Genomic DNA, 13,874 nt, shown 5'->3' with positions numbered 1-13,874 from the left:
TCGTGACAACCGGAAGACTCGCAACCCTGGTCGCCGCCCTCGCCGCCACCGCCGCGCTTGCGGGCTGCTCGAGCTCGTCCACCGACGACTCCGCGACGGCGACCACCGAGGCCGGCTCGGCTGAAGTGACGGGCGATGTGACGGTGTTCGCGGCGGCATCTCTGAAGTCGACGTTCACCGAGCTCGGTGAGCAGTTCGAGGCCGCGCACCCCGGCACCTCCGTCACCTTCAACTTCGCCGGGTCGTCCGACCTGGTGGCGCAGCTCCGGCAGGGCGCGCCTGCGGACGTGTTCGCCTCGGCGGACACAGCGAACATGACGAAGGCGCAGGACCTGGTCGCAGACGCCCCGGTGGACTTCGCCACCAACACCCTGACGATCGTCACGCCGCCCGGCAATCCCGCGCAGGTGACCTCGTTCGCCGATCTCGCGAAGCCCGGCGTCCAGGTGGTGGTGTGCGCCCCGCAGGTACCGTGCGGCGCCGCGACCGAGAAGATCGAGAAGTCCACGAACGTCCCGCTGTCCCCGGTGAGCGAGGAGTCGTCGGTCACCGACGTGCTCGGCAAGGTCACCTCGGGTCAGGCGGACGCCGGTCTCGTCTACGTCACCGACGCGACCGTCGCAGGCGACAAGGTCACCGCGGTCCCGTTCCCGGAGTCCGCCGGGGCGGTGAACACGTACCCGATCGCCACGTTGAGCGCGTCGGACAACCCCGATGCCGCGGCCGCCTTCGTCGCGCTGGTGACGGGACCCGAAGGCCGGAAGGTGCTGTCCGAGGCCGGATTCGCGGCGCCGTGATCTCCGGGCGGCGGGTGGATCACGACCCGGACGGGCGGGTCCGGATCGGACTGCCCGCCGTGGCGTATCTGCCCGCCGCCGTCGGCGCCGCCTTCCTGATCCTGCCCCTGGTCGCGGTGCTGCTCGAAATCGACTGGGGCAACTTCGTTTCCCTGATCACCTCCGAATCCGCGCGCACCGCCCTGCTCCTGAGCCTGAAAACGGCGACCGCGAGCACCGTGGCCTGCGTCCTGCTCGGTGTTCCGATGGCTCTGGTCCTGGCGCGCGGGCAGTTTCGCGGCCGCTCGGTGCTGCGCTCGCTGGTACTGCTGCCGCTCGTGATGCCGCCAGTGGTCGGCGGTATCACGCTGCTGTACACCTTCGGTCGCAACGGCCTGCTCGGCCAGCAGCTCGAGGCGTTCGGGATCCGGATCGCGTTCTCCACCACCGCGGTCGTGCTGGCGCAGACGTTCGTCTCGCTGCCCTTCCTGGTCGTGAGCCTCGAGGGGGCGCTGACGGTGGCGGGCCGGCGGTACGAGGAGGTCGCCGCGACGCTCGGGGCCCGGCCGACGACGGTGCTGCGCCGAGTGACGCTGCCGCTGGTGCTGCCCGGACTGGCGTCCGGCGCCGTGCTCGCGTTCGCCCGCGCGCTCGGCGAGTTCGGCGCGACCATCACCTTCGCCGGGTCGTTGCAGGGAGTGACCCGCACCCTGCCGCTCGAGATCTATCTGCAGCGCGAGACCGACCCCGAGGCCGCGGTCGCGCTGTCCCTGCTCCTGATCGTCGTGGCGGCGGTGATCGTGCTGCTCACGCACCGCAGCCGCCCGGCGGGTGCCCTGTGAGCGTGCTGCGGGTCGACGCCCGCCTCGACCGCCGCGGCACCGCCTTCGAGGTCACTCTCGCCGACGGTGAGGTGCTGGCCGTCCTCGGACCCAACGGAGCGGGCAAGTCGACGCTGCTGTCGCTGATCTCCGGACTGCTGCGACCCGACCACGGCCACGTCACCCTGGACGGCCGCACCCTCACCGACGCGGCGACCGGGGTGTTCGTCCCGCCGCACGACCGCGGAGCGGCGCTGCTGTCCCAGCAGGCGCTGCTGTTCCCGCACATGACCGCCGCGGCGAACGTGGCGTTCGCACCCCGCAGTCGCGGGCTGTCCCGCCGCGCGTCCCGCGACGCCGCGGACCGCTGGCTGCGCGAGGTGGGCGCGCAGGACCTCGCCGATCGCCGGCCCTCGCAGCTCTCCGGTGGCCAGGCGCAGCGGATCGCGATCGCCCGGGCGCTGGCCGCCGAGCCGCGACTGCTGCTGCTCGACGAGCCGATGGCCGCGCTCGATGTGGCAGTTGCACCGGCGCTGCGGCGGCTGCTGCGCCGCATCCTGCGAGAGCAGCGACGGACCGCGGTGATCGTCACCCACGATCTGCTCGACGCGCTCGCGCTCGCGGACCGGGTGATCGTCGTGGAGTCGGGCCGCGTCGTCGAATCCGGCACGGTCCGTGACGTCCTCGCCGCACCCCGCAGTGCCTTCGCCGCGCGGATCGCGGGCGTGAACCTCGTTCCCGGCACGCTGATCGGGCCCGGCACGCTGGAGTCGCCGTGGGGCGTGACGGTATCCGGGACCGCGGGTGCGGACGGCCCGGAGGTCGGGTCGTCCGCGGTCGCGCTGTTCCGGCCGAGCGCGGTGGCGGTGCACACCGATCCCCCGCACGCCAGCCCCCGCAACGCCTTCGCCGTCACGATCGCCGAGCTGGAGTTGCACGGCACCGCGATCCGGGTCCGCGCCGAGGAGAGTCCGGACGGCGGCACCGGCCTGGCCGCGGACGTGACGCCGGCCGCGGTCGCCGACCTCGACCTCGCCCCCGGTCGGCGGGTGTTCTTCGCGGTCAAGGCGCAGGAGGTGTCGCTGCATCCCGCCCTGCCGCCGCTCAGTGATTAGCTTGCCCCACGCATACACAGCAGGACGCGTCACACACGAATTCAAAGGCTTTGCAGGCGAGGAACTTCCACACCTTCCGGTCTCGCCGACGATGACGTGTCACGAGATGGGGGTTCGACCCTCGGGGTCGGGTACGACCACGGCGACCTCCCTGATCGACGCCCATTCGCACGCGCGAATGGACGCCCGGCGCACATCCGCGCTCGTGACACCGTGGCGGCGATCAGTCGGTGCGCGACGGTCACCGCTTGCCAGTAGAGGATTCCGACCAGTATCGACAGCGCGAAGGCCGGCCATGGATGCCGGTCACGGAGCGGTAGGTATACCTCGAAGTGGGTTATGTAGATGTAGAGCGATGCACTCGCCAATATCCCCGCCACCCGGATCAGTGCAGTGGGGCAGCGCACGGACCGGACCCACACGAGCAGGCACAGTCCGGCGATGACGATGACTTCCCGTTGGGTGTCGCCGAAGAAGAAGCCCGGCACGGTCGCCACGATCGCCGCCGTGACACAGATCCGCTGCCAGGCCGTTCCGGCCTTGGCGGCGGCCCAGCCAAGGGCGAACAGCCAGAAGACCACAGACGCGGTGAGGATGCGGTTGGTGCCATCGTCGACCGGGACGACTGCGTATCGGGTGAGCAGGCCGACCGCGACCAGTCCCATCGCGAAAAGGAAGGGGTACGCGCGTTCGGCGCGGTCCACGAGCGGGATGTACAGCACGGCGGCAGCGACCAGCACGATGTAGACGATCGCCTCGACGAACCAGTACCGCCACTCGATGGTCCATCCAGGCGGACCCAGGATCCCGTTGAGCAGGAACGCACTGGTGACGCGGTACTCGCCGGTCCAGGCGATGACCCCACCGATGAACACCATGGCCGGAATGGCGATCTGCGCCACGCTCCGGAGAGTGCGGCGCATCCGTTCGGCGCGGTCGTCTCCGCTGAGGTGGAACCGGGCGAAGTTGTAGCCGGCGACACCGAGGAGCACGTGCGCCCCACCGAGGATCGCGAACACGTGGATGTGCGAGCCCACGATCAGGACGATCGCGATCGCGCGGAGGAGCACATTGATTTCCACGGCCGGCCACCGACGTCGGCGTCGCGGCGTGAAATCCCCGATGCGGGTGGTGTGCCAGTCCTCGGGGAGATGGCCGAGCATCTGCTCGAGGCGCAGGGACATCCGCACGTAGGAGAGCGAGTCCCCACCCAGGCTCACGAAGGAGCTGTCGTCGGTGACGTTCGGGCAGTGCAGGATGTCGGCGTACAGTGCGCGCAGAGCCGCGGTGTCGGTGATCGGCTGCGCATCCTGCCGCGTCTCGTCGCCGCGGGCCAGGGCGTCCGCGGCCTGAAAATCGGGTTTGCCGGTGGCGGTGCGCGGTAGCGCGTCGACGCCGCACACCCGGATCGCGCCGACCGGAAGACCGGCGGCTTTCGCGGCCGCCGCTCGAGCCAGGGCCGCGTCGGCGTTTTCGGCAACCACGACCAGTTCGTCCGCACCGCCAACGCAGCAGGTCCGCAGCCCGCTCTCCGCGAGGGAGGACTCGACGCGCTCGAGATCGATCCGCAGGCCGAAGATCTTGGCAAACCGGCTGCGCCGCCCGACCACTTCGTACAACCCTGCGCCGCGCTGCCGGGCGAGGTCGCCGGTGCGGAGTTCGCCCCCGAGCGTGTCGCCGAGTTGCAGGTCGTCGGCGGAACGCGCGTAGCCGAGCATCACGTTCGGCCCCTCGTAGACCAACTCGCCGGCGCCGGCCGGTGCGTCGGCGACGGGGTCGAGCCGGAAGGATCCACCCGGAATCGGCTGCCCGATCGCCTCGGGATGGGTGGCTGCGAGCCCCGGTGGCAGGTACGCCATCCGGGCGGTCGCCTCCGTCTGCCCGTACATGACGAACAGCTCCCAGCCGCGCCGCCGGCCCAACTCGGCATACGCCCGGACCCGGTCCGGTGCCAGCCGGCCGCCGGCCTGCGTGACATAGCGCAGGTCGGGCAGGTCGAAACCGTCGAACCCGATGCGGTCGAGCAGGTCGAAGGTGTACGGCACGCCCGCGAAGGAAGTGCCGCCTGCGGTGCGGAACAGTTCCCAGAACCCGGGGTCGGTGACCGGACGCGACGTCAGGATCACGCCTGCACCTCGGAGCAGGTGGCTGTGGATGACGGACAGTCCGTAGCAGTAGTGCATGGGTAGAGTCGTCGCGGCCCGATCGCTGCTCACGATGGCGAGGTACTGCGCGATCGATTCGGCGTTGGCCTGAATGTTGCTGTGCGACAGGCGGACCAGCTTCGGCGATCCGGTCGACCCGGAGGTGGTGAGCAACAGCGCGAGGTCGGGGTGCAGCGAGTGCGCCGAGCCGGCGCGGACCTCCTCGAGCACCGCGTGTCCGGCGCTGTCACACCCGCGCACCACCACGTCCGGGCGGTACTCGGCAATCAGGGAGTCCAGGCTGTCCGGCCTGTCGCCAGGCACCAGCAGCACCGGATGTCCGGCGGACAGGGCCGCGAGGTAGACGACGATCAGATCGATCTCGTGGGCACCGGCGATCAGCACGAGGCGGCGGGTCTCCCCCAGCCGGTGGACCACCTCGGCGACTCGGTCGGCGAGGTCTCGGTACGACACCGAACCGTCCTCCGTGACCAGTGCGACCGCATCGCCGTACTCGCCGAGCCGGCACGCGAGGGGTACCCCGGGGCGGCGCTCGACACGGTTGGACTGGCTCGGCATCGGTCGATTGTATGAGGCATGCCGTCTCTGACCTCCGGAGAGTCGTGCGGGGCGGCACCGAAGGGCTCCACGGGAACAGACTGGACGGCTGGTCTTTTCGCCGTTTCCGCATCTACTCCGGCGGGACCCCATTCGACTCGCGTCCGGTGAGGGTTGCCAACCCTTCAAGTGGCAAGATCGTCGGGGAGACAGCCGGGAGAAGTCCCGCTGGGAAGAAGGACGGACGGGCGATGAGGAAACGGATCGGGCTGATGTCGGGGGTGGCTGCGGCCGCCGCTGCGATGATGGTGGTGTCGGGGTGTTCGAATTCCGGTTCGGACTCCGAGGGAGGCTCCGCCAACACGATCACCGTCTACAACGCCCAGCACGAGTCACTGACGAAGGAATGGGCCGACGCCTTCACTGCGGAGACCGGCATCGAGGTGGAGCTGCGCAACGGCAGCGACACCGAACTCGGCAACCAGATCGTCGCCGAGGGCGACAAGTCGCCCGCCGACGTGTTCCTCACCGAGAACTCCCCGGCCATGACCCTGGTGGAGAACGCCGGGCTGTTCACCGATGTGGCGCCGGACGTCCTCGATCAGGTGCCGAGCCAGTACCGGCCGTCGAGCGGGAAGTGGACCGGAATCGCGGCCCGTTCAACCGTTTTCGCATACAACAAGGACCTGCTCCCCCCCGACCAGCTACCGAAGTCGCTGCTCGACCTGCAGGACCCCGCGTGGAAGGACAGGTGGGCCGCGTCGCCGTCGGGGGCGGACTTCCAGGCCATCGTCAGCGCGCTCCTCGAACTCAGAGGTGAGGACGCCACCCGCCAGTGGCTGGCCGGCATGAAGGAGAACGTCCGCACCTACAAGGGCAACAGCACGGTGATGAAGGCCGTCAACGCCGGGGAGATCCCCGGTGGTGTCATCTACCACTACTACTGGTTCGGCGATCAGGCGAAGACGGGCGAAAACAGCAACAACGTCGCCCTGCACTACTTCAAGAACGAGGATCCGGGAGCATTCGTCAGTGTCTCCGGTGGCGGAGTTCTGCGATCGAGCACCAAACAGGATGCGGCGCAGCGGTTCCTGAAGTTCGTCACCGGCCAGAAGGGCCAGGAGGTTCTCCAGAACGGGACGTCGTTCGAGTACACCGTGGGCAGCGGCGTGCCCGCCAACCCGAAGCTGGTGCCCCTCGCCGATCTACAGGCCCCGCAGGTCGACCCAGCGAAGCTGAACAGCCCGCAGGTGACCGAGCTGATGACCGAAGCGGGTCTGCTCTGAATCTCGCACTGATCGGCCGGGCCCGGCCGGGGGACGCGAACACGCGTCGCCCGGCCGGTCGGCCGCGCCTTCCACTCCCGCTGGCCGTTGCCGCGCTCGCCGTGGTGGCCGCCTCGTTCATCCCGCTCGGCTACATCGTCGCAGCGAGCCTGGACACCGGCTGGGACACCGCGTCGGCGCTGTTGTTCCGGCCCCGGGTGCGGGAGCTTCTCACCAATACCGTGACGCTGGTCGTCGTCACGGTGCCGATCTGCGTCGTCGTCGGTGTCGCGTCCGCTTGGCTCGTGGAGCGCACCCGGGTGGTCGGCGCAAAAGTGTGGGCGGTCCTTCTCGCGGCACCGCTGGCCATTCCGGCGTTCGTCAACAGCTACTCCTGGGTGACCACGATCCCGTCGCTCGGCGGGCTGCCGGGCGGCGTCCTCATCGCAACCCTTTCCTACTTTCCCCTCGTCTACATCCCGACGGCCGCGACGCTGCGCCGACTGGACCCGGCGGTCGAGGAATCGGCACGCGCCCTGGGCGCCGGGCCCTGGGAGGTCTTCTTCCGCGTCGTGGTCCCGCAGCTGCGCCTGGCCATCTCCGGAGGCGCATTGTTGGTGTCGTTGCACCTGCTCGCCGAGTACGGCGCATTCGTCTTCATCCGGTTCGACACCTTCACCACCGCGATCTTCGAGCAGTACCAGTCAACCTTCAACGGGGCCGCGGCCACCATGCTCGCCGGCGTCCTGGTACTGCTGTGCCTGTCCCTGCTGATACTCGAGTCGGCCGTCCGGGGCAGCGCCCGATATGCCCGGATCGGCCCGGGCGCTGCCCGCAGGTTCGTACCCGCCGAGCTCGGCTGGCGATACTCGCCGGTTGCGCTGTCGTTCCTCGGGGCGCTGGTCGCGTTGTCCGTCGGTGTCCCGGTGGTCAGTGTCGTGCGGTGGGTCGTCATCGGCGGGAGCGCGGCCTGGGAGTGGGACACCGTCGCGTCCGCATTGCTGCAGACTCTCGGATTCGGGATCGCCGGCGCGGTCGTGACCTGCGTGCTCGCGTTCCCGATCGCTTGGATCTCGATCCGCCACCGCGGCCGGTTCAGCCGTTTCCTCGAAGGTGGCAGCTACATCTCCAGCTCGTTGCCCGGCATCGTGGTCGCCTTGGCGTTGGTGACGGTCTCCATCCGCTATCTGCACCCGCTCTACCAGACCGTGACCGTCGTGATCGTCGCCTACGCGCTCCTGTTCCTGCCGCGCGCCCTGGTGAACCTGCGGGCCGGACTCGCGCAGGCACCCGTCGGACTCGAGGAGGCTGCGCAATCGCTCGGAATCTCACCGTCCTCGGCGTTCTTCCGGGTGACGCTGCCGCTGGCCGCCCCGGCTGCCGCGGCGGGCGGAGCACTGGTGTTCCTCGGGATCGTCAACGAACTGACCGCCACCCTGCTGCTGGCACCGACCGGGACCCGCACCCTGTCCATGGGGTTCTGGGCCCTCAGTAGCGAGATCGACTACGCCGGGGCGGCACCGTACGCGCTGATCATGATCGTGCTGTCGCTGCCCATGACCTACGTGCTCTTCACCCAGTCGAAAAAGGTGGCCGGACTATGACATACGCACTCGAGGTGGACGGGCTCGACAAATCGTTCGGCGCCGCGACGGTGCTGCGGCACGTGGCGTTCGCCGTCGAGGCGGGCTCCACCACGGCGATCGTCGGGCCGTCCGGTTGTGGCAAGACCACCCTGCTCCGGCTGATCGCGGGCTTCGAGAAGCCGGACGCCGGGACGATCGCGCTGGCCGGCCGGGTCGTCGCGGGCAGCGGATGGACGCCCGCGCACCGACGGTCGGTGGGCTACGTCGCCCAGGACGGTGCCCTGTTCCCGCACGCCACCGTCGGCGCGAACGTCGGGTTCGGGCTGCCCCGCCGGGCACGCACCGCATCGAAGATCGCCGAGCTGCTCGAGATGGTCTCGCTCGACTCGTCGTACGCCACTCGGCGCCCCGACCAGCTGTCGGGCGGACAGCAGCAGCGGGTGGCCCTCGCCCGGGCCCTGGCCCGGGAACCCGACCTGATGCTGCTCGACGAGCCGTTTTCCGCACTGGACGCCGGCCTGCGGGCGAACACCCGCAGGATCGTCGCCGACGTCCTCGCGAAGGCGGGAATCACCACCATCCTCGTCACCCACGACCAGCCCGAGGCCCTGTCCTTCGCCGACCGGGTCGCGGTGATGAGCGCGGGCCGGCTCGCCCAGATCGGCACCCCCCGCGAAATCTATGCCACCCCCGTCGACGTCCCCACCGCACAGTTCATCGGCGACGCCGTCGTGCTGTCCGCGCACGTCGAGGACGGGCGGGCCCGCTGCGCGCTCGGCGAGATCGCCGTCACCGCGGGCGGTGTACGCGGTGACGCCCGAATCATGCTGCGGCCGGAACAGATCGACCTGCGGCCCGGCGCGGGTGGCGTGACCGGCACCGTGCTCGCGGTCGACTATCTCGGCTCCGAGACCATGGTCAAGATACAGCTTGATCCCGACACCGAGACCCTCCTCGGTGAACAAGTCACGGTCCGCCGGTTCGGAACCGACACGGTTGCCGCCGGTGACCGCGTCGCCGTCATGGTCCGCGGCTCGGCAGTCGCCTACCCCAGCTGACCCGCCCCACCACATCGGCGACGTGGCCACGAAACACACTGCCGCGCAGCAGATCATCCAGACCCTTGCAGCGTAGATCCTGATCGAGGGGCCGACGGCCCCGAATCCGCCCTCGACAGGGCGATGCTCCGCCCGCTAGCCCGCCCCGGGAGCCACCCTCAGGATCCGGTCGCCCGACCCGTTGTCGGTGGTGACGAGCAGCGTGCCGTCCGGAGCCGGCGTGGCCGAGCGCAGCCGGCCGAACCGGCCCTCGAGCGCCGACGCCTCGTCGGTGACCGACCGCCCGTCGTCGGACAGGCGCAGCAGCACCAGTTTCTGCGCCTGCTGGCTGGTGACCGCCAGCGCCCCCGACCACGCACCCCAGTTCGGCCCGGGGAGGAACGCACCGCCCGGGGTCGCGATCGTCGGGGCACCGGAACTCCACACCGCGGGAATCGCTCCCGGCACCCGCTCCGGGTCGGTCATCGGCACCGACTCGTCGTAGACGCCGGGACGCCGGTCCGGCCGGTAGCCGTAGTTGCCGCCCGCGGTCAGCAGGTTCACCTCGTCGTCGACCCGGGTGCCCTGCTCGATGCCGTACAGCCGCCCGGTCCCGGGCTGCAGGGCCAGGCCCTGCACGTTCCGGTGCCCGAGGGTGAACACCGGACTGGACGGGTCCGGGTTCCCTGCGGCCGGGGCGCCGTCGACGTCGACGTGCAACACCTTGCCGCCGAGCGACGCCCGGTCCTGGGGCACGGTCGGGGACGCGGAGTCGCCGGTACCGGCGTAGAGGGTGCCGTCGGGGTGCGCGAGCACGCGGCAGCCGCCGTGCCTGCCGCTGTCCGCGAGCGGGAACCCGGTGAGCACGTCGGCACCGCGGGCGAGCGTCGTCCACCCGGCGTCGACGGTCCAGGACACCACCCGGATGTCCCGGCCGCCCGCACCCTGATGTCCCTGGCAGGTGTAGAGCGTGCGGTTCGCCGCGAAGTCGCGGTCGAGGGCGATGCCCATCAGGCCCGTCTCGCCGCGGGCGTACAGGTCCGACAGGTCCGCGGTCACCTCGCCGGTGCTGCCGTCGGCCCGCCGCACGACGAATCTGCCGGATCGTTCGCCGGTGAGGATCGCGCCGTCCGGGGCCACCACGACATCCCACGGCGTGGCGAGCCCGTCGATGACCGTGGTGACCTCCATCGCGGGCGGCTCGGCATACGCGGCGGCCGCGGCGGAGCCGGTCGAGACGGTGGACCCACCGGTGTCGGCGGGCTGCGCGCACCCGGCGAGCAGGACGGCGGCCGCCAGTGCCACACCGCGGAGAATCCACCCGTCCACGTTCACACACCTCCGACCGCCGGTACTCCGAGGGCGTTGCGCCCCTCCCCAGTGTGACCTCCCGATCGCGACCCGCAGCAATGCTCAGCGAGGTCGGGGGTAGCTCAATTCGTACTCCTCCGGCCGCACCCGTCGGGTCCGCAGCCGGTACCGCCAGGAGAATCCCGGCCACAACGAATGGTTGACGCCCTGACCGTCGAGGTACCAGCTGGTGCAGCCGCCGGTGCTCCACACCGCCCTCCGCAGCCGGCGCTGCACGTCGCGATGGAAGGCGTCCTGCGCGTCCTCACGCACATCCAGTGCCACGGCTCCGGCGCGGTCCACGGTCGCGATCGCGTCGAGGACGTACCGGACCTGCGATTCGATCATGAACACCACCGAGTTGTGGCCGAGCCCGGTGTTCGGTCCGGACAGCAGGAACGCGTTGGGCAGTCCCGCGACGGTGATCCCGAGGTGGGTGCGGATGCCCCCGCGGTGCCACAACTGCTGCAGGGTGACCCCGTCCCGCCCGGCGAGCGGCAGCCGGGCGAGCGAACCCGCGACCCGGAATCCGGTCGCGTGGACGAGCACGTCCACCGGTCGGGAGACACCGTCCGCGGTGACGACGCCCTCCGGGGTGATCCGCTCGACGGCCTCCGTGACCACCTCGACACCGGGCCGGGTGAGCGCGGGAAAGTAGCTGTCGGAGTGGAGAATCCGCTTGCAGCCGATGCGGTGGTCCGGGGTGAGCGCGCGACGCAGTGCGGGATCGTCCACGTGCCGGTGCAGGTGGCGCAGCGCCCGGCGCCGCAGCCGGGCGGACGCGGCGGGTGGTCCGGCGAGGGCGGGCACCAGCGCCTCCCCGCGCCAGTACTCGACGGTGCGGGCCAGCCGCGGCAGGCGCGGCGGCCGCGTTCCCCGGGCCGGGAGCACCCAGGCCGGGGTCCGCTGATACAGGTGCAGTTCACCTGCCCGCGAGGCGATTTCGGGGACGACCTGGACCGCGGACGCGCCGGTGCCGATCACCGCGACCCGCTTGCCCTCGAGATCGACCGCGTGGTCCCACTCGGCGGTGTGGAAGGCCGGACCGGCGAACGTCTCCACGCCCGGGATGCGCGGGAGCTTCGGCAGGTGCAACGCCCCGGTCCCGACGACGAGGAACCGCGCGGCGAACCTGCGGCCGTCGGTGGTGGTCACGTACCAGCACGCCGCGTCCTCGTCCCAGCGCCCCTGGGCGACCTCGGCGCCGAACACGATCCGGTCGCGGAACCCGGCACCGACGCCCCGGAGGTAGTCGAGAATCTCCGGCTGGGCCGCCCGCGCCGCACTCCACCCCGCGCCGGGGGCGAAGGAGTAGGAGTACTGCACGGACGGGATGTCGCAGGCGCACCCGGGATAGGTGTTGTCCCGCCAGGTGCCGCCGACCTCGCCGGCCTTCTCGAGCACCAGGAAGTCGCGCTCGCCGGACCGCTGGAGCGCGGCCGCCATCCCGAGGCCGGCGAATCCGGCACCGATCACAAGCACCCGAGTGTCCCGCACCTCGTCATCACTCGTCACGCCCATACTTGAACACTGTTCAAGTATGGGCGTGAGAAGGCAAGTAACAGGTATCCCGCGCACCTGGATCCCGCTCAGGCCCCGAGGTACCACCCGTACGGACTCGGGATCGCACCCGCGGCGGTCAGCGGGGCGTAGTGGCGGCCGTACAGGGTGGCCACCAGATCACGACGGCTCGAGATCTCCGCCTTCGCGAGGATCGACTTCACGTGGTCCTGCACGGTGTACGCCGAGATGAACAGGGCCTTCGCGATCGCGTCGGTCGAGGCGCCGCGCAGCACCAGTTCGGTGATCTCGCGCTCGCGCGGCGTCAGCCCGTACGCGCGCACCAGCACGTCGGACAGGTGATTCTCGGTCGCCGCCTCGAGGATCACCGCGACCGAACCCGAACCCGCGAGCACCGAGCCGTGCGCCAGGATCCAGCCACCGCCACGGCGCGGGAGCCGGGCGTGCGCCGGCCGGTCGCTCGCGCCGTCCGCCGCGGACCTCGCCGCGGCGGCCACCGACCGGAAGACGCTGGGAACCACGTTCCCGTCCGCGATCTCGGCGAGCCAGCGCTCGGCCTGCGGTGTGACGTCGCCGAGCGTGCCGTCCGGTTCGACGATGGCGATGCCCGGCGACGCCACCGCGTCCACAGCCCGGTCCGCGGCGGTGTGCAGCATCGCGCGCCGCAGTCCGTCCGCGACCAGCGGGCCGATCTGCGCGATCAGCGCCACCTCGTCCGCACGGAACGGGGCACCGCCCATGCGATAACCGACCAGGGTGCCCCAGCAACTCGCACCGTCGAGGAAGGCGGCCCTGATCTCGTCGGTGACGCCGATCGGTTCGAGGATCGTCCGCCAGCGCGGCGACCGGTCGAGCCGGCCTCCGGTCGCGGCGTGCAACGCGGCGACCGGCGGAACCGACCGGGCGAGCGCCGCGAAGGAGTTCACATCCGGGACGCGGAACTCGCTGTCGAAGAGCCGGGCCTCGGCCTCGTGGTCCTCGGCACGCCCGCTCAGCACGCAGCTGGTGAACAACAACGTCGCCGGATCGGTGGTCGACCAGGCCGCCACGTCCCAGGGCACGAACCCGCGCACGAGTGCGTCGAGTTCCTCGCGAAGCGCGTCGAGCCCGAGACCGCGATGCGTCAACCGCACGACCGCGCGTTGCAGCCGGTCACCCTGGGATTCGGTCATGGGCGAAGGCTAACCGCCCCGAATCGGTCCAGGCATCCCAGATAGTGGGGATGGGCGCGGCGTGTGCCCGCCGCCACGCTGAAACCCATGACGAACACCACCGACTCCATCACGATCGCCGACCGGAACATCGCCACGATGCGTCGCATCTACGACGAGATCTTCCGCGAGGGCCGCCTCGACCTGATCGACGAACTCTTCGACCCCGCCATGGTCAATCACACGGCGCCGGAGCCGCACCGCCACGGCACCGCTCCGCTCCGGGCACTGGTGACGATGCTGCGGACAGCCTTCCCCGACAGCCGGACGGACTTCGAGGACTTCGTCGCATCCGGCGACGTCGTCGTCGGACGGAACTGGTACTCCGGAACACATCTGGGCGAGTTCATGGGCAACGCCCCGACCGGCCGCGCGTTCCGGTTCCGCCAGATGCACTGGATGCGGTTCTCGCCCGAGGGCCGGGTCGTCGAGCACTGGGGATTGCGCGACGACGTCACGCATCTCCAACAGCTCGGCATCATCGCCTGAG

At 70.6% G+C, this 13,874-nt stretch carries 11 protein-coding genes; 7 read left to right on the top strand and 4 right to left on the bottom strand.

The features are described from left to right. The first annotated feature begins 2 nt into the window (after positions 1 to 2). The 3 genes from modA to ACWDUM_RS23785 are packed head-to-tail and all read left to right on the top strand — an operon-like array spanning position 3 to position 2,712. Positions 3 to 797 (top strand): molybdate ABC transporter substrate-binding protein, encoded by a 795-nt coding sequence (gene modA / locus ACWDUM_RS23795; RefSeq protein WP_450135879.1) that lies wholly within the window; start codon positions 3 to 5, stop codon positions 795 to 797. After that, complete coding sequence (locus ACWDUM_RS23790) at positions 794 to 1,618, top strand: ABC transporter permease (RefSeq protein ID WP_450135878.1); 825 nt, start codon at positions 794 to 796, stop codon at positions 1,616 to 1,618. Before modA ends, ACWDUM_RS23790 begins: the two co-directional genes overlap by 4 nt. Continuing rightward, positions 1,615 to 2,712, top strand: a complete 1,098-nt coding sequence (locus tag ACWDUM_RS23785) for a sulfate/molybdate ABC transporter ATP-binding protein (protein WP_450135877.1) — start codon at positions 1,615 to 1,617, stop codon at positions 2,710 to 2,712. Before ACWDUM_RS23790 ends, ACWDUM_RS23785 begins: the two co-directional genes overlap by 4 nt. 41 nt (positions 2,713 to 2,753) lie before the next feature. Here ACWDUM_RS23785 and ACWDUM_RS23780 read toward each other — a convergent pair whose 3' ends face one another. Next, the gene (locus ACWDUM_RS23780; protein WP_450135876.1) at positions 2,754 to 5,435 is read right to left on the bottom strand and encodes an AMP-binding protein; all 2,682 of its coding nucleotides are present in this window, start codon (positions 5,433 to 5,435) and stop codon (positions 2,754 to 2,756) included. A 230-nt stretch (positions 5,436 to 5,665) separates the two neighbouring features. Here ACWDUM_RS23780 and ACWDUM_RS23775 point away from each other — a divergent pair, with 230 nt between their 5' ends. Genes ACWDUM_RS23775 through ACWDUM_RS23765 form a run of 3 tightly spaced genes read left to right on the top strand, consistent with a single transcriptional unit; the run spans position 5,666 to position 9,323 of the window. Next, positions 5,666 to 6,700, top strand: coding sequence for an iron ABC transporter substrate-binding protein (locus ACWDUM_RS23775; protein ID WP_450115445.1), 1,035 nt, complete (start codon positions 5,666 to 5,668; stop codon positions 6,698 to 6,700). 8 nt (positions 6,701 to 6,708) lie between these two features. Continuing rightward, positions 6,709 to 8,283, top strand: coding sequence for an ABC transporter permease (locus ACWDUM_RS23770; protein ID WP_450136032.1), 1,575 nt, complete (start codon positions 6,709 to 6,711; stop codon positions 8,281 to 8,283). Beyond that, on the top strand, positions 8,280 to 9,323 hold the full coding sequence (locus tag ACWDUM_RS23765) for an ABC transporter ATP-binding protein (protein WP_450115446.1): 1,044 nt from the start codon (positions 8,280 to 8,282) through the stop codon (positions 9,321 to 9,323). Before ACWDUM_RS23770 ends, ACWDUM_RS23765 begins: the two co-directional genes overlap by 4 nt. A gap of 135 nt (positions 9,324 to 9,458) precedes the next feature. Here the strand turns inward: ACWDUM_RS23765 and ACWDUM_RS23760 are convergent, their stop codons facing one another. The 3 genes from ACWDUM_RS23760 to ACWDUM_RS23750 all read right to left on the bottom strand — a co-directional run bounded on the left by ACWDUM_RS23760 (position 9,459) and on the right by ACWDUM_RS23750 (position 13,345). Further along, entirely contained in the window at positions 9,459 to 10,607 is a 1,149-nt protein-coding gene (locus tag ACWDUM_RS23760; protein ID WP_450136031.1) for a PQQ-dependent sugar dehydrogenase, read from the bottom strand. Between the two features lie 108 nt (positions 10,608 to 10,715). Continuing rightward, positions 10,716 to 12,173 carry a flavin-containing monooxygenase gene (locus ACWDUM_RS23755; protein ID WP_450135875.1) on the bottom strand — a complete coding sequence of 486 codons (1,458 nt, stop codon included), beginning with the start codon at positions 12,171 to 12,173 and terminating at the stop codon, positions 10,716 to 10,718. Between the two features lie 68 nt (positions 12,174 to 12,241). Further along, positions 12,242 to 13,345 (bottom strand): LuxR C-terminal-related transcriptional regulator, encoded by a 1,104-nt coding sequence (locus ACWDUM_RS23750; protein ID WP_450135874.1) that lies wholly within the window; start codon positions 13,343 to 13,345, stop codon positions 12,242 to 12,244. An 87-nt stretch (positions 13,346 to 13,432) separates the two neighbouring features. On the opposite strand from ACWDUM_RS23750, the gene ACWDUM_RS23745 reads away from it, so the two are divergent. Next, a complete protein-coding gene (locus tag ACWDUM_RS23745) occupies positions 13,433 to 13,873 on the top strand; it encodes an ester cyclase (protein ID WP_450135873.1) in 441 nt (146 codons plus the stop codon). Position 13,874: the final 1 nt, after the last annotated feature.

The sequence above is a fragment of the Rhodococcus sp. NPDC003322 genome (assembly GCF_053589555.1).
The sequence above is the reverse complement of the archived record's forward strand: the minus strand, read 5'-3'. Positions and strand labels throughout refer to the sequence as shown.

Bases quoted from the DNA above. Each gene is read 5' to 3' on its own strand.
- ACWDUM_RS23765 (WP_450115446.1), top strand. From the start codon at position 8,280: ATGACATACGCACTCGAGGTGGACGGGCTCGACAAATCGTTCGGCGCC.
- ACWDUM_RS23755 (WP_450135875.1), bottom strand. From the start codon at position 12,173: ATGGGCGTGACGAGTGATGACGAGGTGCGGGACACTCGGGTGCTTGTG.
- ACWDUM_RS23750 (WP_450135874.1), bottom strand. From the start codon at position 13,345: ATGACCGAATCCCAGGGTGACCGGCTGCAACGCGCGGTCGTGCGGTTG.
- ACWDUM_RS23780 (WP_450135876.1), bottom strand. From the start codon at position 5,435: ATGCCGAGCCAGTCCAACCGTGTCGAGCGCCGCCCCGGGGTACCCCTC.
- ACWDUM_RS23745 (WP_450135873.1), top strand. From the start codon at position 13,433: ATGACGAACACCACCGACTCCATCACGATCGCCGACCGGAACATCGCC.
- ACWDUM_RS23775 (WP_450115445.1), top strand. From the start codon at position 5,666: ATGAGGAAACGGATCGGGCTGATGTCGGGGGTGGCTGCGGCCGCCGCT.